Source organism: Rhodothermus marinus, from assembly GCF_009936275.1.
GTDB classification, from domain to species: domain Bacteria; phylum Bacteroidota; class Rhodothermia; order Rhodothermales; family Rhodothermaceae; genus Rhodothermus; species Rhodothermus marinus_A.
This window is the reverse complement of the sequence record NZ_AP019797.1, coordinates 1406962-1426120: the sequence shown is the minus strand read 5'-3', so window position 1 is coordinate 1426120 and position 19159 is coordinate 1406962. Positions and strand designations below refer to the sequence as shown.

The 19159-nt window shown below is 65.1% G+C and carries 13 protein-coding genes; 4 read left to right on the top strand and 9 right to left on the bottom strand.

Annotation, left to right across the window (positions count from 1 at the left end; genetic code table 11):
- Nucleotides 1-60: 60 nt before the first annotated feature.
- The 4 genes from GYH26_RS06215 to GYH26_RS06200 all read left to right on the top strand — a co-directional run bounded on the left by GYH26_RS06215 (nucleotide 61) and on the right by GYH26_RS06200 (nucleotide 4242).
- Entirely contained in the window at nucleotides 61-885 is an 825-nt protein-coding gene (locus tag GYH26_RS06215; protein ID WP_161540911.1) for a hypothetical protein, read from the top strand.
- 6 nt (nucleotides 886-891) lie between these two features.
- Entirely contained in the window at nucleotides 892-2868 is a 1977-nt protein-coding gene (locus tag GYH26_RS06210; RefSeq protein WP_161540910.1) for a helix-hairpin-helix domain-containing protein, read from the top strand.
- Between the two features lie 61 nt (nucleotides 2869-2929).
- Nucleotides 2930-3316: a response regulator gene (locus GYH26_RS06205; protein ID WP_161540909.1), complete on the top strand. Its 387-nt coding sequence runs from the start codon at nucleotides 2930-2932 to the stop codon at nucleotides 3314-3316.
- 77 nt (nucleotides 3317-3393) lie between these two features.
- Nucleotides 3394-4242 (top strand): SCO family protein, encoded by an 849-nt coding sequence (locus GYH26_RS06200; RefSeq protein WP_161540908.1) that lies wholly within the window; start codon nucleotides 3394-3396, stop codon nucleotides 4240-4242.
- 4 nt (nucleotides 4243-4246) lie between these two features.
- Here GYH26_RS06200 and GYH26_RS06195 read toward each other — a convergent pair whose 3' ends face one another.
- The 9 genes from GYH26_RS06195 to GYH26_RS06155 all read right to left on the bottom strand — a co-directional run bounded on the left by GYH26_RS06195 (nucleotide 4247) and on the right by GYH26_RS06155 (nucleotide 19142).
- Entirely contained in the window at nucleotides 4247-7090 is a 2844-nt protein-coding gene (locus GYH26_RS06195) for a PD40 domain-containing protein (RefSeq protein ID WP_161540907.1), read from the bottom strand.
- 179 nt (nucleotides 7091-7269) lie between these two features.
- The gene (locus tag GYH26_RS06190) at nucleotides 7270-8547 is read right to left on the bottom strand and encodes an MFS transporter (protein ID WP_161540906.1); all 1278 of its coding nucleotides are present in this window, start codon (nucleotides 8545-8547) and stop codon (nucleotides 7270-7272) included.
- A 127-nt stretch (nucleotides 8548-8674) separates the two neighbouring features.
- Nucleotides 8675-11350, bottom strand: a complete 2676-nt coding sequence (locus GYH26_RS06185; protein ID WP_161540905.1) for a heparinase II/III domain-containing protein — start codon at nucleotides 11348-11350, stop codon at nucleotides 8675-8677.
- A gap of 7 nt (nucleotides 11351-11357) precedes the next feature.
- Complete coding sequence (locus GYH26_RS06180; RefSeq protein WP_161540904.1) at nucleotides 11358-11723, bottom strand: cupin domain-containing protein; 366 nt, start codon at nucleotides 11721-11723, stop codon at nucleotides 11358-11360.
- 17 nt (nucleotides 11724-11740) lie between these two features.
- Nucleotides 11741-12499: an SDR family NAD(P)-dependent oxidoreductase gene (locus GYH26_RS06175; protein ID WP_161540903.1), complete on the bottom strand. Its 759-nt coding sequence runs from the start codon at nucleotides 12497-12499 to the stop codon at nucleotides 11741-11743.
- Between the two features lie 56 nt (nucleotides 12500-12555).
- Nucleotides 12556-14781: an alginate lyase family protein gene (locus tag GYH26_RS06170; RefSeq protein ID WP_161540902.1), complete on the bottom strand. Its 2226-nt coding sequence runs from the start codon at nucleotides 14779-14781 to the stop codon at nucleotides 12556-12558.
- Nucleotides 14782-14911: 130 nt separating this feature from the next.
- Entirely contained in the window at nucleotides 14912-16654 is a 1743-nt protein-coding gene (locus GYH26_RS06165; RefSeq protein ID WP_161540901.1) for a chondroitinase-B domain-containing protein, read from the bottom strand.
- Nucleotides 16655-16664: 10 nt separating this feature from the next.
- Nucleotides 16665-18062 (bottom strand): hypothetical protein, encoded by a 1398-nt coding sequence (locus tag GYH26_RS06160; RefSeq protein WP_161540900.1) that lies wholly within the window; start codon nucleotides 18060-18062, stop codon nucleotides 16665-16667.
- 24 nt (nucleotides 18063-18086) lie between these two features.
- On the bottom strand, nucleotides 18087-19142 hold the full coding sequence (locus GYH26_RS06155) for a PorV/PorQ family protein (protein WP_206751744.1): 1056 nt from the start codon (nucleotides 19140-19142) through the stop codon (nucleotides 18087-18089).
- Nucleotides 19143-19159 lie beyond the last annotated feature (17 nt).

Genomic DNA, 19159 nt, shown 5'->3' with positions numbered 1-19159 from the left:
GACGGTTGCGCCGAATTGTCCCTGTTTTGCAGTGGGCATCCTGCATTTTCTACTGCTGCCATGTCCCGAAGACGACACATCGGCCTGTGGTGCGTGTTGCTCGTGGCGGCACTGACCGGAGGCACACAGGGCCAGTCGCTGGAAGGGGGTGCCCGCGCCGTGGCACTGGCCGGTGCCACCACGGCCCTGACGGCCGACGTCTGGGCGCACGCGAATCCGGCCGCCTGGGCCGACTGGCGGCGGACGGCGCTGTCGCTCACGGTCAGTCAGGCCTACGGGCTGGAAGCATTGCGGCTGGGTGCGGCCACCTACGTGCAACCCGTAGCGCGCATGACGATGGCGCTGGGCGCGCGCACGTTCGGCTTCGACGCCTACCGGGAGACGCATCTCTGGCTGGGGCTGGCCCGCACGCTGCATCCGGCCACCCGTCGGCCGCTCCGCCTGGGCCTGAGCCTGCGCTACCAGCACGTGGCCATCGAACGCTACGGGGCGGCCGGCGCGCTCGGCCTCTGGGCAGGCCTGCAGGCCGAGGTTTTCCCGTGGCTGACGGTGGGCATGGCCGCCACCAATCTGAACGCGCCCCGGCTGGCCGGCCGTGAGGCACTGCCCCGTACGCTGCGTCTGGGACTGGCCTACCACCCGGCCGCACCGTTCCGGTTGCTGGTGGACGTGTACAAGGAACTGCGCTTTGCGCCCGACTTCCGGGCGGGACTCGAAGTGCAGGCGCTTCCCGTGCTCACGCTCCGCGTCGGCACGGGCACGCTCCCTGAACGCATCACGGCCGGCTTCGGACTGACAATCGGACCGATCCAGGCCGACGCGGCCGCCGAATACCACGCCGTGCTGGGGTGGTCGCCTGCGCTTTCACTGACGCTGGTCCGCTGAGCCGCCATGCGTTTGTTTGGCATCCTGCTACTCGTTGCGACGCCGGCATTTGCCCGACAGGTCGTGCCGGACACGCTCTCTCCGGCCTCACCCGTCGAAGCAGCGCTGGAAGGACTGACGCTCGATCCGGAGGCTCTGGAGGAGCTGGCCGCCTGGCTGGACGAGCGGCTGCAGGATCCGCTGGACCTGAACACGGCCCCGGTGGGGGAGCTGGCCCGCCTTCCCGGCCTCTCGCCACTGCTGGCACGGCAAATCGTGGCGCACCGCCGACGCGGGCCATTTGCCAACGTGGACGAACTGCTTCGCGTGGAGGGCTTCACGCCGGAGCTGCTGGCCCGCATCCGGCCGTTCGTGACCGTCCGCTCGCTCCTGAGCCCCGTCCGCCCATCGGGCTACGTGCTCCAGCGGTTCGACCATGTTCCTGCACAGGCCGACGTACGCTATCCCGGCCCGCCGCTCCGGCTCCAGACGCGCCTGCGGCTGCGCTACGGCCGGCTCGAAACGGCCCTCACGCTCGAAAGCGACCCGGGCGAGCCCTTTCGCTGGGATCCGGCCACACGCACCTACGGCTTCGATCATCAGGCCGGTTTCGTGGCCTGGCGCGGTTCGGGATGGCTGGAGCAATTCATCGTAGGGGACTTCAGCGCCCGTTTTGGCGCCGGACTGACGCTCTGGTCCATGCCCGCCATCGACAGCTACCAGGCGGCGGCCGACGCGCCGCTGCGCCAGGGATCGGGTCTGACGCCCTACAGCGGCACCGACGAGGTACGTTACTTTCGCGGCCTGGCATTGACGCTGGCCCCTGCTTCGGCGCTGCACCTCTCGCTCTTCGGGTCACGGCGCTGGCTGGATGCCCGCCTCGACACGCTCGAAGCCACGCTGCGGGCCGGCGTCGTCAGCCTCCCCGCTTCGGGCCTGCACCGCACCGAGGCCGAGCGCAGCCGCAAAGGGGTGCTGCGTAGCGACGTGCTGGGCGGTGCGTTGACCTTCGAGCATGCCCGCGGCCAGCTGGGTCTGGTCGGCTACACGACGCACTTTGCCCATCCGCTGCAGCCCGGAGATGCCCTCTACAACCGACACGCCTGGCGCGGCCGCACGGCCCACGCGCTGGGCGCTTTCGGACAGTTTTTGCTCGGCCGGACGCTGCTGAGCGCCGAGGTCGGCGGCACGCTCGGCCGTCCCTTCGGCCTGGTGGCGGCACTGTCGGGGCCAATGGGCCGCATTGCCCGGGCTACGCTGGCCGTGCGTCACCTGCCCACTCGCTTCGTCAGCCTGCACGGCGATCCGTTCGACACCCGGAGCGGCACGCCTACCGGCGAAACGGGCGGTTACGTCGGTCTGGAGCTCACGCCGGCGCCGGACTGGCAACTGCTGGCCGCGGTCGATCAGTACCGGCTCCCCTGGCCCCGCTACGGACAGTTCTGGCCCACCATCGGCCGCACACACTGGCTCCGGCTCACCATGCGCCCGCGTCCCTGGCTGGAGACCTACCTGCAGGTCCGGCACGATCGCGCCGAACAACGTACGGCAGCGCCCGGTCCCGGGGCGTCCCTGCTCGAAGCGACTGCGCCCGAGCGTTACCTGTCCCTCCGCTGGCACGGCACCTACGCCTTCAGTTCCACGCTGCGGCTGGAAGCCCGTCTGGAGCACGCCCGCCGCACCCGATCTGAGCAACGCAACACCGGCTGGTTGTTCTACCAGGGCGTGCGCTGGCTGCCCCGCCCCTGGCTGCAGCTTGACGCCCGTCTGACCTTCTTCGACAGCGACACGGCTTTGCTGCTCTACGCGCCCGAGCCCGGCCTGCGCTACAGCATGGCGCTGGCGGCGCTGAGCGACCGGGGTCAGCGCACGCTGCTGCGCCTGCAACTGCGTCCCTTTTCGCGCCTGCTGTTGCAGCTACGGCACACCACCACGCTGGAGGAAACACCGACACGGAACATCCGGCGCACCTGGCAATTTCTGCTGCTGTGGCAGATGGGTTAAGTGCCGATCCATTTTGTCGATTCTTTCTACGTAACCGGTCACGCTAACAGGGGCACTGGCCATGTCGGAACCCTCGAAGCCGCGGCTGCTGGCCGTCGAAGACAACCCGGAGACGCGGCTGTTGCTGCGCTATTTTCTGCAGGAGCACTTCGACCTGTTGCTGGCCGCCACGTTTGATGAAGCGCTGGAGCTGGCCCGTCAGGAGCATGCCGAGGTGCTCCTGCTCGACATCAACCTGGGCGAGCAGCGCACAGGGATCGACCTGCTGCACGAACTCCGTGAGCGCCTCACCTACCGCGACACGCCCGCCATCGCCTTTACCGCCTACGCCCGCCCGGAAGACCGCGACCGGTTTCTGCAGGAAGGATTCGACGAGTACCTGACGAAACCCTTCACCCGCCAGCAGCTCCTGAAAGCCATCGAATCGGCCAGGAATCGCCGTTCCTGAGTTTTTGGCAAAAGCAGATCCGCCGTGCCGATCCGACGTATCCGGGACGTACCCGGAACGAACCGCTTCCCGATGCCATGCCGCGCCTGCTGCTTCTTGCCGCTCTGCTACTGACGGGCTGTCGGTTTTCCCGCACCTACGAAGTGCGTGGCCGTGTGGTCGGCTTCGGCGACGACCCGCACACGCTCTTCATTCAGCACGAGGAGATCCCCGGCTACATGCCGGCCATGACAATGCCATTTCGCACGCCGGATACGACGGCCGTGTCCCGCCTTTCCCTGGGCGACCAGATCGCCTTCACTTTCCACGTGACGCGCGACAGCGCCTGGATCACCGACATCCGGCGCCTGCCGCCGGGCACCCGGTTGAACCTGGATGCCGGCGCGCCGCCTGCATTTCAGGGCCTGCCTCTGCTGCAGGAAGGCGATCCGCTCCCCAAAGCCACGCTGCTGACGCAGGACAGCCTGCAACTCCGCCTGTCGGACCTGCAGGGCCGCGCCCTGCTGCTTACGTTCATCTACACGCGCTGCCCGGTGCCCGACTTCTGCCCGCTCATGTCGCGCCGCTTCCAGCAGCTTCAGGAACCGCTCAAAGCGCGTTTCGGCGATCGCACGCGCCTGCTCACGATCAGCTTCGATCCGGCTTACGACACGCCTTCGGTCCTGCGACGCTACGCACGGCACTACACGGACGACACCCGCCACTGGATCTTTGCCACGGGCGACACGACCACCATCCGCCGGCTGGCCGCGCAGTTCGGGGTACACTACGAGACCGAAGGCGGTGAGATTATCCACAACCTGACCACGGCGCTCGTGATGCCGGACGGACGCATCGGACGCATCTGGCGGGGCAATCGCTGGACGACCGACGAGGTGCTGGCGGCCGTTGCCGAGGTGCTGGCCGACACTTCGGCGACACGCTGAACGCTCAGCGCCAGACGGTCTGCCACTTTCCGTCGCGCAGGCGATAGGCCATGCCGGCCCGCAGATCCAGCCGCAGATGAGAAAAGAGCCGGAACTGCACCCCGGCCCCACCACCCATCGCGCTGAGATCACGTGGCCCTATCACTTCGCCGTCAAGGATCCGAACCGTCTCGGCAAAGCCGTACAGGTACAGCGCATCGACGTAGAGCGGCAGGATCACCAGGCCACTGTCGATGAACTTCACGGGCACGAGCGCCAGCGTGCCCAGCCGTCCGAACGTGCCGTGCCCCAGGAAGGCGTCTTCCCAGCCGCGCGGCAGGAACGTGGTCAGGTCGAGCACGTCGCCCCGGTTCTGCCAGAGCAGCCCGGCCTCGAGCCGAAGTCCCACGTTGTAGCGGGCCAGCAGCGGCAGGTACACATGCAGGCTGGAGCGGTAGGCTTCGCGCCGGGCCAGCGTCGTGCGTCGCAGGTCCCAGAGCGCCCGGGTCGTCCAGCTCAATCCCTGGTTGGGCATCAGGTCGCGCAGGTTCTGCTGCAGCCGGTAGGCCACCGTCACGATGGGTTCCACCGTCTGTCGCGTGTCGCGCAGCAGCGTGGGGTGGTCGGACTGGCGGTGCCAGAAGTAGCGCTCCTGCTCGCTGCGGCCGATCAGCGTCAGTAGCAGCCAAGAGCTGTACACGTTCGACTCCAGCAGCACGGGCAGATTGGCACTGACGGCCACCCCGCGTCGCTCGCGCCCGACGCGACGGATCGCGCCGTCGCTGAAGCGCACCAGGGCCGAGGATGGCAGATCGTACAGGAACAGTCCGGGCCGGAAGGACCAGCCGCCGTAGCTCAGCCACAGGCTGCCCCAGAGCCGGTCCTGCCGGTAGAAGCCGTGCGCCATGTACACCCAGCGCTGGAGCGGATCGGTGCCTTCCAGCCCCAGTCCGAGTGCCCATCCCAGCCCCTCGCCGTAGCCGTCCGGATCACCCTGCGGCAGATCGCCCACCAGATAGGTCAGACGTGGCCGCCACAGATAGCGCCAGGCCCGATAGGGCCGTGGCGGCCCGTCGAACGCCACCGGATCGGCTTCGTGTGCGGCCACAGCCTGCAGCGAGAACGATGCCAGCTCCGTCGAAGGCACTTTGGGCGCCGCCTCGGGCCGGAAGGGAATGCGCACCAGCTCGTAGCGCTCGTGCCGGTAGTGAATGAAAGCCAGGTGCCGGCCGTCGGGCGACAGGGCCGGCTCCAGGGCTCCGAAGGCCACGTTCGTCAGCCGTCGCACGCGGCCGCTTGCCACCTCCAGCGCGTAGATGTTCGGCACACTGTCGGGATCGGCCGTAAAGAGCAGCCAGCGGCCGTCAGCGCTCCAGCTCACGTCGTAGATGGCACCCTGGCGAAAGGCCAGCCAGGGCCGTAGCGTTACGCGGCCGTCCGACTCGATCCGGGCTTCGAACAATCCCTGACGACCGTGCCGATTCAGCAGCACGGCCACTCGATCCCCCTGTGGCGCGGGCGCCAGTTGCACGAAAAAGACCTCCTTGAAGGCGGCCACCGGCGTAATGCTGCCATCCGCCCCGATCCGCACCCAGCGGTTGTAGAAGCCGTCGTTCTGAAGCGCCCAGATGCTACCGTCCGGCGCCTCCACCGGCGCGTAGACACGCCCGCCACGGGTCAGGCGCTGCACCTTTCCATTCAGATCCATCCGGTAGACCTCGGCCGAAAGCCGTCCTGAGAGCAGCGGATCGGGCACGTAGCGGGCCACCAGCAATGCCTGTCGGTCGGCGGTCGGCGCATACAGATAGTCCTCCGTGGTGGCGAAGGTGCGCAGGCGCGTCATGCGGCCCGTGCTGGCATCGATCCGGTAGTAGCCGGGCCGTTCCTGATAGCCGAAGGCGTAGACCACCAGCGTGCGGTTGTCGAGCCAGTAAGGCCGGCGCAGGATCAACCCGCGCTCGGAGCGCACCACCTGTACCTCGGTGAACGGCGCGCGACGCTTCAGATCGGCCAGTACCTGTGCCCGGGCCTCCCGACGAAAACGCCGGCCCAGCGTGGCCGGAAACTGTCGCGTGCCGTACCAGAAAGCCACGCCGAAACCCGTCAGCGGCATGCGGTGAAACCAGCGCGTCGTGCGTCGGAAGAAGTCGGGCTTTCCGTTCTCGACCAGGTACTGATACAGATGGCCGCCGCCGTTGTAGTGGCGATCGAAGGGCCAGGTGTAGGTCGAGGCTTCCAGGAGCTGGGCCAGCCGCCAGGGACGTTCGGAAGCCATGGCCGCCCGGAATTCCATATTGAAAAATGGAAAGTGCAGGCGGCCGGCCCCTCCCTCGATGCGACTTTCGTAGAAGACGGCCACGCCTTCTGCAAAGCCGGCGGGTGCCCACAGGTTGAGCAGACGGCTCCAGTCAGGCCCCAGCAGCCGCAGTCCCCACCCGATACCGAGCCCGGCATTCAGTTCGGCATGGGCGGCGTGGACCAGCTCGTGCGGCACCACCGCATGGAGCCAGGAGTGCGTCGTGGGCGCCACGGCCAGCCCGCGCAGCCGCGCCACGTCGAGTTCCTGTCGAAACGGCAGCGCCGAGACGAAGCCGTTACCCTGATCCCGGTAGTCGCTTATGATCACCGGCATCCGGAAGTCATGGCGCAGCCCCACCAGGGCCCGCACGCTGTCGTAGTGCGCTTCGAGCAGCGCAGCCGCCGCGCGCGCTTCGGCCTCACGTCCCTGCTGGTAGATCAGCTCAAAGTGTGGACTGCGCAGCACCCGGTAATGCACCCCGGGCGGCCGATAGGTCACGCCATACCACTGGGCATGGGCGCCTTCGACAACACCCCAGAACAGAGTAAAAAGCAGCGCGGCGCGGCGCATTGATCAAAATCAAACAGACGAACCGATAATTCGGTCCAATAATAACAGCGGCGCCGCAAAGATGCACGTAGCGCAACGTTTTGAGCCCAACCCGGCCGACCGCCTACACTTTTCACCAGGCACGTTGAAGGCTCCCAGGCTCCGCAGCTACCGCACGCCTGGAGGTGCGCTTTCAGAGTTCAGGGCCGCCGACGCAGTGGTACACGCCGAATGCGGCCACCCAGCACGTACACAGAGAGCACACCCAGCGGCACCAGCATGGCACCCATCAGGAAAAACGGTACGTAACTGGCCACCACCAGCTTGGGAACCAGCCAGGTTGTTATGATCACCCCGAGCGCGGCCGTGGTCCCGCCCATACCTGCCACTGACCCGACGGCCTTTCCGGAATAGAAGTCGCTGGGCAACGTCTGGATGTTGCCGATGGAAACCTGGAATCCGAACAGCACCACGGCGATCAACAGGACAGCCACGACGGGATGGGCTGCAATCGAGGTAAGCAGCAGTCCGGGTAGCATGATCAGCCCGCCGAGCGTGATGGCCCATTTGCGGGCCTTGTCCACCGTCCAGCCCCGACGCATCAGGAAACCGGCGTACCAGCCGCCAAACAGCGCCCCGGCGGCCGCTCCCACGTATGGCACCCATGCCGAAAGGCCGATCTGCTGGATGTCGAAGCCAAACCGGTCGTGCAGGTAGATGGGCAGCCAGAACACGAAAAGCCACCAGATGGGGTCCAGGAAAAAGCGGGACACGAGCACCGACCAGGTCTGTTTGTACGAGAGAAGTTCCCAAAAGCCAGGCACCCGTTCATCCTCCGCCTCGGCATCTTCGATTTTCTGTCCGCTCAGAATGTACTGACGCTCCTCCTCGGTCAGCCAGGGATGGCGGTCTGGAAGCGCCTTGTAGACGATCACCCAGGGAATGAGCCAGAGCAGACCCAGTCCGCCCAGCACCACAAAGGTCGCCTGCCAGCCCAGCCACAGGTACAGGAAGGCGATCAGCGGCGGCGAGATGATGGACCCGATGGAGGCCCCGGCGTTGAAAATGCCCTGCGCCAGCGCCCGGTCTTTGATCGGAAACCACTCGGCCACCGCCTTGGTGGCACCGGGCCAGTTGCCGGCCTCGCCCAGCCCGAGCAGAAATCGGAAGATGCTGAAGCTGGTCACGCTCCGCGCAATGGCATGGAGCGCAATGGAAATCGACCAGACCGTGATCGAAATGACAAAGCCGAGGCGCGTGCCGACCCAGTCGTACAGCCGCCCGGAGAGCGTCTGACTGATCGCGTACGCAATCGTAAACATGATGGCGATCAGGGAATAATCCTCTTTGGTCATCCCCAGATCGGCGGAGATGTTGGGCCAGAGGATCGAAAGCGCACCCCGGTCGATGTAGTTAATGACAGTGGCAATCGCGATCAGGCTGATAATCCACCAGCGAAGGCCTTTAACTTTGCGCATTGCTTACCTCCTGCTTGGACGACACCGACAGAAAGTCAACGGGGAGACGGACTGCCGCGCCATGCGGGCACGCCCGGCTCTACCCTGTACCGTTCTCCGCCACACAGCCGGGAAGTTTGCCGCGCGTCTATCTGCTAACCAGTCCCCGGACTACCCTGCGCACGCCGTCGGCCTCCACCTTGATCAGATAGGGCCCTGGCGTCAGTTTCTGTCGCAACAGGCGTCCCACGTCCCAGGTCAATTCGGTCTGTCCGGCTCCCACCGCCCCATCCCACAGCGTCGCCAGGCGACGTCCCAGCACGTCGTACAGCACCGCTCGTACATGCGCCGGTCGGGCCAGTACAAGCCGAAAGTGCATCGGCCCCGACGTGGGGTTGGGATAGGGTCCCTCTATCATGAAACCTGCGGTGGCCGCCTCATGGGGCTCGGCGGCCGAGGCCACGTTCGTTGTTACCACAATGACGCTGCCGGCTCCGAGCTGATCGCCGCTGAGCCGGAAGCGCACCGTGCCCTGCTCCGGCGTCTCGAAGGCCAGCGGCTGCCCGTCGAGCATTACGGAAAGCGGCGTGGCCGAGTCGGGCAGCAGCCGAAGCGTCAACTCGGCCTGTCCGGTGAACGGCTCCACATACAGCAACTGACGCGACGGATCGGAGCGATCGACGGCCACCGTCAGCGTGTCGCTGGCCGAAAGCAGCAGGCGCCCTTCCCACCGGAGTTCTCGCCCTTCGGTCAGAGCGAACTGCACGATGCTCCCCTGCACGCGCCGGGTCCAGGCAAAAATCGCGTCGGTCGCCAGCGGCCCGGCCGTTCGCAGCACCTGATCTCGCTGCACGGCCACGTTGGTGATGCCCGCGTCTTCGGTCAGCTCCAGACTGACGATGCCGGAGCTGCTCCGGTCCACCAGCGCCGGGGGCGTTCCGTCTAACGGAGTCGGATAGAGCACGTGCAGAAAGACCGGATCGGTGGCCGTCTGCCGCACGGAAACGTAGGTCTGCGTCTCCTCATGCCCCCAGTAGAGACTCGTCCAGCCGGAGTTCTCCGAAATCGTCAGCGTGCGGTTGCCGGCGAACGCCGCATGCAGGCGGGCGCCCTCGCCGTAGGTGTCAGGCTGGGCGGTCCAGGTCAGCCATGAACCGTTGCGCGCAAACGTCCCCCGCCCGTGCAGGTGCACCTGGTAGCTGGCCTCGTTGTCCGAGGAGCCCAGGTCGTACACCACCCAGAAACGTTCTTCAGGAAACGCAATGCCGCGCCGTACTTCGGCGCCGCCGGCCACGCCCTGGCTGCGGGCCTGCATTTCGGCGAAGTCGTAAAACGGCGTGTCGAGCGCGTGCCGCAGACGTGGACCTTCGTTCCGCGCCGTGCTGTAATCGACCAGCGGGTAACCGTTGACCGTGACCGTGTTGTGGGCCTGAGGCGACGTGTACCAGCTACGCCGGTCGTCGCTGAAGCCCTCCGGCCCGTAACCGGCATCCACGGCCAGCGGCGTGTTGGCCGCATCCACCACGTACGAGAGGTGGTCGGGGTGGTCGTGGTTGTCGGCCGAGGCCACGCCGTGGAAAAGCAGATAGCGCGAAGCCGCCCCCTCGTCGGTCCACGCATTGCGAAACGCCACCTGGCCACTCTGCAGGATCTGCGTGGGCGAGACGTCCGGAGGCGTTGCCGGAATACTCGCGTCCCAGGAGAGCAACACGTCGATCTCCCAGGTGACGTCATTCGTGGCGCCGGTGTAGTTCTGGGTGAAAAACCGGGTAGTCTGCCAGTTCCACTGCAGAATCTCGGCCAGCGGCGCGCTGCTGTGCAGCAGGGTCGGTGTATTGCGATAGGCGGCGGCCACGGTGTGCGTGGGCGCGGGCTTCATGTAGCCGTCTTCGATGTTGGGCATCCACCCGCGGCTGTTTCGGATACGGATGGGCCATTCGAAGGCTGGCTGATAGTACGGAAAAAGATTCACGCCCGACACGTGCAGATAATGCCAGAGAAAGGGAATCGCATTGACCAGCGTGAAGACGTAGTAGTGGGGCCCCTCGCGATAGACCCCTTCGTTGCTGAACATGTACTTCGTGACGCTGTTCTGCCGGTCGAGCGCAAAGCTCAGCCACTTTGCCGCATCCGGATGACTGGAAAGCGTCAGCGCCGCCGTTCCGAGCGCATAGGCCGGCTTGGAGCGGTGGTTGTGCGGCCTTGGCGCGTATTGGTTCATGTAGGTGTAGAGCAACTGCGCCTCGGCCACCAGCTTGGCCCGCAATTCGGCCTCCAGCTCAGGCCCGAGCTGGTCGTACAGCCAGTCGTAGGCGGCACAGTAGTTCTGCAACCACGTGGCCCGGTAGATCTCGTCGTATTCGCCGTCGAACACGTCCGAGCCGTAGCGCTGGGGCACGTTGTCGTAGGCCACGTCGAGTGTCGCAAGCGCTTTTACCAGCGCCACGATGTCGTTTTCCATCAACCAGGCGAAGGCCAGCGTCTTGGCCATCCGGGCCCGTTCGCCCGGATCGGTGGCCTCGGGGTTGCGGTTTTTGAAGTCCCGGATGTCGCGCTTGATCTCGTCCACCAGCTCGGCATAGGCCGGATCCTGCCACCGGGCCCGGATCGTGGCCAGCTCCTCGGCCGAGAACCACAGCGAGGGGTGTACTTCGCTGTCCGGAAGGACGGCTTCGGTCGGGACCGTGAAGCCTGTATAGGTTTCATAAGGGTTCTGGGCGCTGGCGACGGAGCCGACGAGCAGCCACGCCGCCAGCGCCAGAATGCCCGGCGGGAAGCGTCTGGATCTTCCCGCACTGCCAGGCTGCAGGTGAGGCGTCCCCATGAACCTGTCAATCTTCGTCAAAGCCCAGGAAAGATCGACGTGCCGGTGCGAATACGTCGATCAGGCTCCCTGCCTCCAGCGCCTCCGCACCGTGTGGCACGTCGGGCGGCACGAAGAAGCCATCGCCCGCTTTCAGGATGGCCTCCTCGTCTCCGATACGGACCCGGAACACGCCGGATTCCACGTAGGTGGTCTGGCGGTGGGGATGATGATGCACCACCCCTACCGCTCCTTTCTCAAAGAGCACCCGCACCAGCATCAGGTGCTCGTCGTAGCCGAGAATCTGGCGCCGGATGCCTCCGCCCAGATCCTCCCAGGGCACTTCCTGACCGAAAACAAACCGTTTCGATTGATTTTTTGTCGTCATCTCCATGCGCAGAGCGGGCTGGCTCAGACAAAATAGAGGCCACCGTTGATTTCCAGGGATTCGCCGTTGATGTAAGAGGCCAGATCAGACGCCAGGAAGACGACACCGGCGGCCACCTCAGAGGCCTCGCCCTCACGGCCGAGCGGCGTCGAACTGGCCACACGCTGACGCACCTCGGGCGGCGTAAAGCGGTCGTGGAAGGTGGTGTTGATCAGCCCGGGCGAAACACAGTTGACCCGGATTTTCCGCGGAGCAAGTTCTTTCGCCAGCCCGCGCGTGAAGGTCAGCACCCCGCCTTTTGCCGCGGCGTAGGCCACGGCGCCGTTTCCGCCTCCGTTGCGCGCCGCCAGCGACGAGACGTTGACGATGGCGCCTCCGTCGTTGAAATGCTTCAGCGCGGCCTTCGTTACCAGAAAAACGCTCTTCAGGTTGACGTTCATCACCTGATCCCACAACTCCTCGGGCATATCCGCAATGGCCGAACGCTGCACAAGGCCGCCCGCGTTGTTGACCAGAATATCCAGGTTGCCGCCGAGCTGTTGCACCACTTCCTGGATCATGCGCTCCACCTCGTCGGCCCGGGTGACATCGGCCTGCACGGCGATGGCCGTGCCGCCTTCGGCGCGAATGGCCTGCACCACCTCCTCCGCCTGGTCTTTCGAGGCCCGGTAGTTCACCGCTACGGCGGCACCGCAACGTGCCAGTGCTTCGGCAATGGCGCGGCCGATGTCACGACCGGCGCCCGTCACCAGTGCACGTTTGCCTGTGAGATCGATCTTCATCGTGCAACCTGTTTTTGGTTTGAAAACGACAGTTAAGGTCTTCGCTGCAGGTCTGATCATTCACGACGCGAAGCGTCCGGGGCCAGCACCCCTTCCACCGCGTAGTTACCGGTCCACGAGAACGTGCGGCCGTCGAACGTGACCGTGTGGCGGGCTTCAGGATCGGCCGGACCGTTCGTTACCATGATGGTCCACTTCCACCCGCCTTTCCCGATCACCTCTACCACGCTGCCCTCCGCGTTGTGGCCCACCACGCGAACCGCCTGCACCTGCGGCCGGGCCTTGAGGCTGATTTCTCGCGCCTCGTTGAAGTAGCCATGCGGCTCGATGACACTGGCGAACAGATGATCCTTTGCCTGGCGCCGCACCAGAATCATCGGCTCCCGGCGCAGATTAAAGCGGGGATCGTTGGCCCCGGTGCGCCCCAGGATGACGTCTGTAGCCGGAGCGGCCGCCACCGTCCAGGTGTAGTAGCGCGAGCCATCGAGCCAGGTAAACTGCACGACGCTATCGGTGCGCGCTCGCGCCTCCTCCCAGATGTGCTGGTAGCCGAAGTCGGTCCCCAGCGGCCTGAGCTGATCGGGGTAGCCCCGAATGCCCAGGTTGTCCCAGATGGGTTGCCCCAGAAAGTGCAGGGGATAGTCGTACTGGTGCACGGTGTCGGCCGTCACCCGGAAGAGGTCCACCACCACGGGATAGTCCAGCCGCGCATCTTCGACGAGCAGTAGCGTCCGCTGCATGTTTACGCCCGGCCAGTAGCCGTTGGCACGCGCACTCATGGCCTGTACGGGGCCGCCCCTGCCGTCGAAAAAGTGCCGCAGGCCCGACATGGCCTCGGCTTCGTCGAAATCAGCCCGATTCTGGCTGGTCTCGTCCACCACCACCGTATTGTGGGCGATGGTCTGCATGGCATAGCTATCGTTTTCCGGGAGATAGCGACCACCGTACTTGGGCTCCACGTTGATGAACCGGGCAAAGCCGTAGTCGCGAATGACCTGACGGCCGTTGTCGTAGAGCATGAAGTGCAGCTTGTCGAAGTGGCCGTGGCCGAGCCCGTGTACGCCGTACTTCATGAGCACGACGGTCTGGTCACGGCCCACGCCGGTACGCAGAAAGCCAATGCCGCCTCGTTGGCCGTCTGCGCCGTCGGTAAACTCGACGCTGGGCCACGTCATCCGGGGCACTTCGGGCGCTTCGGCGTAGGCTTTCGCCACGGCCAGCCCGGCCCCGTTGAGCACCACCTGCCCCTGCTCATGCGCCACTCCCAGCAGCGCCGGATCACCTCCGTAGCGGGCAAACACCACGTCGGTGGCCAGTACGACACCCGGCGCCCGGATGTCCATCGTGAGCGAGGCGTCGTTGATGGGCGGGAAGACGCCGTCCGGAAAAGCGGTCTGGACCGTAGCATAGAGGGCTTTTTTCAGGATGCTATCGCGGTAGGCGTAGATGCCCCGTTCGGGCTCGTACCGCTCGATCGCCTCGGCAAAGAAGAAGAAGGGCCAGAGCGCATAGCGGGCATAATACGGCCCCTCCATGTAGTAGCCGTCCGGCGAAAAGAGCTGGTCGAGCTGTGCGTAGAATCCGCCCTTGCCGTCCTTATTGCTGCCGTAGAGCGCCTTTTCCACCCAGTCCGGCTCGCCGATCACGTAGCCGGTCATGCCCACGGCGGCCACCGCCCAGGTACCGTGATTGTGAATGCGGTTGAATTCGTAGGCCCCCTCGTTCATGATCCAGGAGGCCATCGGCCGAAACACGCTGGCTTCGATATGTGCCCGATCGGCCTCGCTCAGCCAGTTGTAGATCGCGTCGTAGGCCACGATGGTATGCACCAGCCAGACGCACTCGTTGAGCAGCTGGTGAAAGAGCTTGCCCGGGATCTGGCGTTCGCTGCGCGGATGCGGCCCCAGCTCGGGGTACATGGCCGCATAGCCCATCAGCATATCCCGCACGAACCGGGCATAGCGTTCGTCGCCGGTGATCTGGTAGAGCAGGCCGGCTTTGAACATTTCGCGATAGTTCTGCTTGTGCCGTTCATGTTCGTAGCCGCCGGCCTCGCCCGGGGGCGGAATTTCGATGGGCTTCGCCAGCGCCTCTTCCATTTCGGCCTGCACCTGCGCCAGCGTATTCCTGAGCAACGGGTAGCGATCGGCCTGCTCACGGATGGCCGCCGCTTCCTCGGCCGTGATGAACACACGGGGATGCTGCACCTGGGCCAGCGCCGGCACACCACCCAGCACCAGCATCAGCCCGAGCGTGAACAGAATGTACTGTCGTTTCATCATAGGATGTAATACATCATACATGGCGTTTCAAAAAATACACTGTCGTTTCTTAACGGTCAAGTAAAGCCCGGGACATTTCACTTCGTGCTGGCTCGTCTTAAAGCGGTTTTCTTTTCTGCCAGCAGGTCGGTCAGCGTCGTATGGTAATCAGCCGATAGTCGCGCTCGTTGCAGTCGGTCTCCATCACCAGCAGGTAGGTCCCGGTGGGCAAGTGGCTCCCGTCGAGGCGAAACACGTGGGCTCCTTCATCGACCCGTTCCTCGAACACGGTCATCACTCTGCGCCCGCTCAGGTCGAACATGCTGATCCGCACATGGGACGGCCGTTCCACGTAGAAGCTCATGTCGGTCACGCCTTCGAAGGGAAAGCCGGAAGTATGCGGTGCCAGTCTGGACGGCCTTCCTCCGAACTTCACTTCGATGTTTGCCTCCCGCAGCCAGTCGGGCCCCACGTCGGCGGGTGTGAGCGGTTTCCAGCGTACGGGGGCGTCCGAAACCTCGTCGGCCCCCACGTCGGGCGCCCGATCGCTACGCGGCTGCCCGTCCATATCCACTGCGGGGGCGAAGTCCGGACGTCCCGCATCGATGAGCGGGCTGGTAGGCGCCGGGCGGTAGAGGCCATCGTCGCCCCGGACCAGTTCCGGATGGGCGAACGTCGCTGCCCCTTCCGGGAATGATCCGGGTTTGCCATAGAAGATGTTACCGGCCCAGATGGTATTTCCGATCGGCTCCAGGTGCGTCGTTACGATCGGAGCGCCCGGTCGCGTCTGCACCACGTTGTTTACGATGGTCAGGTCTTCGGGCGGCAGCGACTGGTCCGGGCTGGCCCCGATGCCGATTTCGAAGCTACGCTCGGTATTGACGAAGGTGTTGTGGGCGATCACCGCGCGTTTGACCTGGAAGTAGCGGTTGAGCGGCGAGTCTGGCACGCCCTGCACCACCGAGACCGCCGCATAGTAGCCGGTCCCGGTCAGGTCCTGAAAGTAGTTGTTGATCACGCGGTGGTCTTCGCCGATGATGCGCACGCCGCCCGTGCCCGCGACCCCTTCCCCGAAGAAGAAGTTGCCTTCGACGAGCGCGCCGTTGCCGTGACGCAGCGTGAGCGTCCCCCGGCACCGCCGGAAGGTGTTGCCCCGATAGATGTTGCCGCCCGATTTGTTGGAGATGATTTCGATTTCGCCGTTCGTCTCCAGAAAGAGGTTGCGCTCCACTACGACGCGGGCTTCCTGCATCGAGCGGGCACTGGTGCCGATCCGGATGATCTCGGCGCCGTTTTCACCCAGCTCCGGACGTGGCCCGAAGTAGTTATGGTCGATTCGGTGCTGGGGCGGCGCATCGTTGGGCGGATCCTGCAGCCACACGACCAGCAGAGCCCCCAGATGCGTCTTTCCGGCGAAATAGCAGTGATCGACCCGGTTGAAGCGCCCGTACAGGGAAACCCATTTGTACTCGGTCTCCCTGCCGGGCGGGTTGTAGTTGACGATGGCCGTGTTGGTCAGGCGGCTGTGAAAGGCATGCCGGCCGTTGGCCCGGAATTCGATCACACCTTCGCCGTCGGGCAGCGCGCCGTTTTCGAAGCGGAGTCCTTCCACCTTGAGGTAGGCCCCCCCGATGCGAAGTCGGGAACTGCCCGTCAGCACCACGCGACCGGGCGTCTCGGCCCGCAGCGTGATGGTGTCGCCCGGGGCCCCGTTGGCCTCAAAGACGATCGCAACATCTCGCCAGGTGCCGTCGGCCATCACGATGGTGTCGCCAGGCTGTGCGGCCTGAATGGCGGCCTGCAGCTCTTCGGGCGTGGTCACGTAACGGACGGCCTGGGCCTGCGCGACGGCTGCCCAGCAGATGGCAAGCAGGATGCTGATCCCAGGGCGCATTTTTTCTCGCTCAGAACCGATAGGCAACTTCCAGCAGCAGTGTGTGCCGCTTCATCCGGTTCGTGTTCACGTTGGAGATCCAGAGATCGTCGTAGCGCAGGCGGAACAGCTCATAGGTGAGGTCCACCACAAAAGGCCCACGCATAATGCCCACGCCCGCCGTATAGACCGACGCAATGGCCGGATCGTCGATGAAAGCGGCGCCGGCCGGTGCGAAGCTCTGGGGTTCGTCGCGGTATCCCGCCCGCAGTGCCAGCCAGTCTGCTGCCAGAAATTCGGCGCCCAAGCGGAACGTCCCCTTCCCCACCCAGGGCGTCTGTGCGTCGCTACCGGCGGGGATGTACCGGACTTCATCCTGGCGACGCAGATCGTAGTCGGCCACCAGACGCCAGACTCGAGAGGGATAGAGCGCCAGCCCCACGGTCATCTGAGTGGGGACTTCGAGCTTGTCGGTCCCCGTGTTGCCTGCCTGCGTCTCCCAGCGACGTTCCAGCGTATAGCCTGGCCGCAACACGACGCCTACGGCAAACCGTTCGTACTCCAGGCGGCCGGATATCGTGGTGCGAACGCCGCGGTAGTCGGAGCTTGCCTCGGTGATCTCTTCGCCGATTCGGGGAGGAAGCAGGGAGAAGTCGTTGTTGTAGCGCAGGATGAACAGGCCGCGGCCGAAGCGGCGCTGCCAGTCGTCGGACGAGCCCGTCAGCACCGTGACCGACAGCCCGAAGGCCAGCCGGCCGTATCGGACGGCCAGGGCCGGCGTGATGCCGTAGAGTGCGCCCTTACGCTCACGGGCAAACTGGAACCAGTCCACCAGCAGCGAATCGCCTTCCTGCACGCGCGGCACGGGAGCAGGCCGCATCCGCCCGATGTTGGGGTCCAGGGCGTTGTTGTTCTGGTAGTAGTGGTCCAGCACGGCCACCTGTCCGTAGCCAAGCCCGGCCGTCCACGACGCCCCCAGCGCAGCAAACGGGAAGGCCATCGCCGCGACCGCAGGCCGCGTTGCCGTGTAGCTGTGGTCCCAGTCGGGACGTATGGAATCGAACGGACGAATCTGTACGAGCTTGTCCGGGTCGTTTTCGAGCACCAGGCTCAGCTCGGCATAGATGCGATCGGGGATCCAGCGCACTTCCTGATCGAGCGAGGTGGCCGAATAACTGCCCCCGATGCGGACCTCGGCACGCTTGAGGCGCGTCAGCGCGGCCGGATCGGCAAACAGCGCCGTCGCATCCCGGTAGTCGCCCATCACCACCCCGCCCATGGCACGCGCCCGCGCGCCCGGCCACACCGTCTGATCCATCCCCTGAAACAGCAGCGGATCGGCCACGCCCTGAGCGATTGCTGCGCCGGTCGGCCCGAGCAGCAGGCCGAGCGCCAGCAGAAGCCGGTAAATCATACGATTCGTTGCCATTGCTCAGCAGTCGTTTTGCAAATCCTACTTCAGTCGTGCGCTCAACGTGATGCGGTGGGCTGCGCCCAGGTCTTCGCCCATGTCGTTGTAGGAATAGTCAAACGACAGGTCAGCCGCGCCCAGGCCGATGTGCAGCCCGCCGCCCAGCGTCCATTTTTCGGTATCGTAGTTGATCTTTCGCCCGGCCCGGAGTGCCAGCACGTCGGCAAAAACGTACTCCACGCCCACATGGGCCTGCTGATCGTAGTCGTTGGGATGTACCATGTCGAACACCATGGTGAACCGCTGGCCGCTCGTGTTGAAAAGCAGCGCCGACGGCCCCACGAGGTCCCAGGCGGCTCCGAGTCGGAAGATCATCGGCGCCGCGAAGTTTTCCTCCACGAAGACCACCTCCGGCCCGAAGTTCTGCACGGCGGCCCCCAGCCGGAGCGTCCGATAGCCGGTGTCGTATTGCAGGCCAAAGTCGAACAGCACGACACTGGTGCTGGTGGCGTACGCCCCGCCGGTTTCCGGATCGGTGAACGTGGTGGGGCCGTCGTACAGGGACTCGTGGACGTACTTGGCCGTAATGCCGATGAGGAACTGGTCGTTGAGCGAGCGCCCGTAGGAGAGGCCCACCGCCCAGGCCTGCGGGCTGAACGTGTTGCCGGTCAGCCCCGGATTGTAGGTGCCATCCGGGTTGAAGCCGAGCAGATCCGTCCGCGTCTCGACGATCTCGCCGTAATCGACGTACTGGACCTGAATGCCGATGCGGTTCAGGTCGCCCAGCGGGAAGGCGATCGCCGCCGAGGAAATCCGCGTGTCAATCAGATACGGGATGTGCGTGCCCGTGATCTGGAAGCCTTCGGCCAGTGCCAGGCCGGAAGGGTTCCAGAAGACCGACTCCACGCCCTCGGCCAGCGCCACGAAGGCATCACCCAGTGCCGTGGCCCGCGCCACCGGCATCACCTTGAGAAACTGCATGGAGGTCGTACCCACCTTCTGCGCCCACGACGGCCAGGCCACCAGCATCAGCCCGGCAAGTGCCAGCACCAGACAGCTCCGCCGGAGCGCTCGAACTGTGAAGCCGTAAGCTTTCATGTTTCCCCCGAAATTCA

Bases quoted from the DNA above. Each gene is read 5' to 3' on its own strand.
- GYH26_RS06215 (WP_161540911.1), top strand. From the start codon at position 61: ATGTCCCGAAGACGACACATCGGCCTGTGGTGCGTGTTGCTCGTGGCG.
- GYH26_RS06190 (WP_161540906.1), bottom strand. From the start codon at position 8,547: ATGCGCAAAGTTAAAGGCCTTCGCTGGTGGATTATCAGCCTGATCGCG.
- GYH26_RS06175 (WP_161540903.1), bottom strand. From the start codon at position 12,499: ATGAAGATCGATCTCACAGGCAAACGTGCACTGGTGACGGGCGCCGGT.
- GYH26_RS06185 (WP_161540905.1), bottom strand. From the start codon at position 11,350: ATGGGGACGCCTCACCTGCAGCCTGGCAGTGCGGGAAGATCCAGACGC.
- GYH26_RS06170 (WP_161540902.1), bottom strand. From the start codon at position 14,781: ATGATGAAACGACAGTACATTCTGTTCACGCTCGGGCTGATGCTGGTG.
- GYH26_RS06200 (WP_161540908.1), top strand. From the start codon at position 3,394: ATGCCGCGCCTGCTGCTTCTTGCCGCTCTGCTACTGACGGGCTGTCGG.
- GYH26_RS06180 (WP_161540904.1), bottom strand. From the start codon at position 11,723: ATGGAGATGACGACAAAAAATCAATCGAAACGGTTTGTTTTCGGTCAG.
- GYH26_RS06155 (WP_206751744.1), bottom strand. From the start codon at position 19,142: ATGAAAGCTTACGGCTTCACAGTTCGAGCGCTCCGGCGGAGCTGTCTG.
- GYH26_RS06210 (WP_161540910.1), top strand. From the start codon at position 892: ATGCGTTTGTTTGGCATCCTGCTACTCGTTGCGACGCCGGCATTTGCC.
- GYH26_RS06195 (WP_161540907.1), bottom strand. From the start codon at position 7,090: ATGCGCCGCGCCGCGCTGCTTTTTACTCTGTTCTGGGGTGTTGTCGAA.
- GYH26_RS06160 (WP_161540900.1), bottom strand. From the start codon at position 18,062: ATGGCAACGAATCGTATGATTTACCGGCTTCTGCTGGCGCTCGGCCTG.
- GYH26_RS06165 (WP_161540901.1), bottom strand. From the start codon at position 16,654: ATGCGCCCTGGGATCAGCATCCTGCTTGCCATCTGCTGGGCAGCCGTC.
- GYH26_RS06205 (WP_161540909.1), top strand. From the start codon at position 2,930: ATGTCGGAACCCTCGAAGCCGCGGCTGCTGGCCGTCGAAGACAACCCG.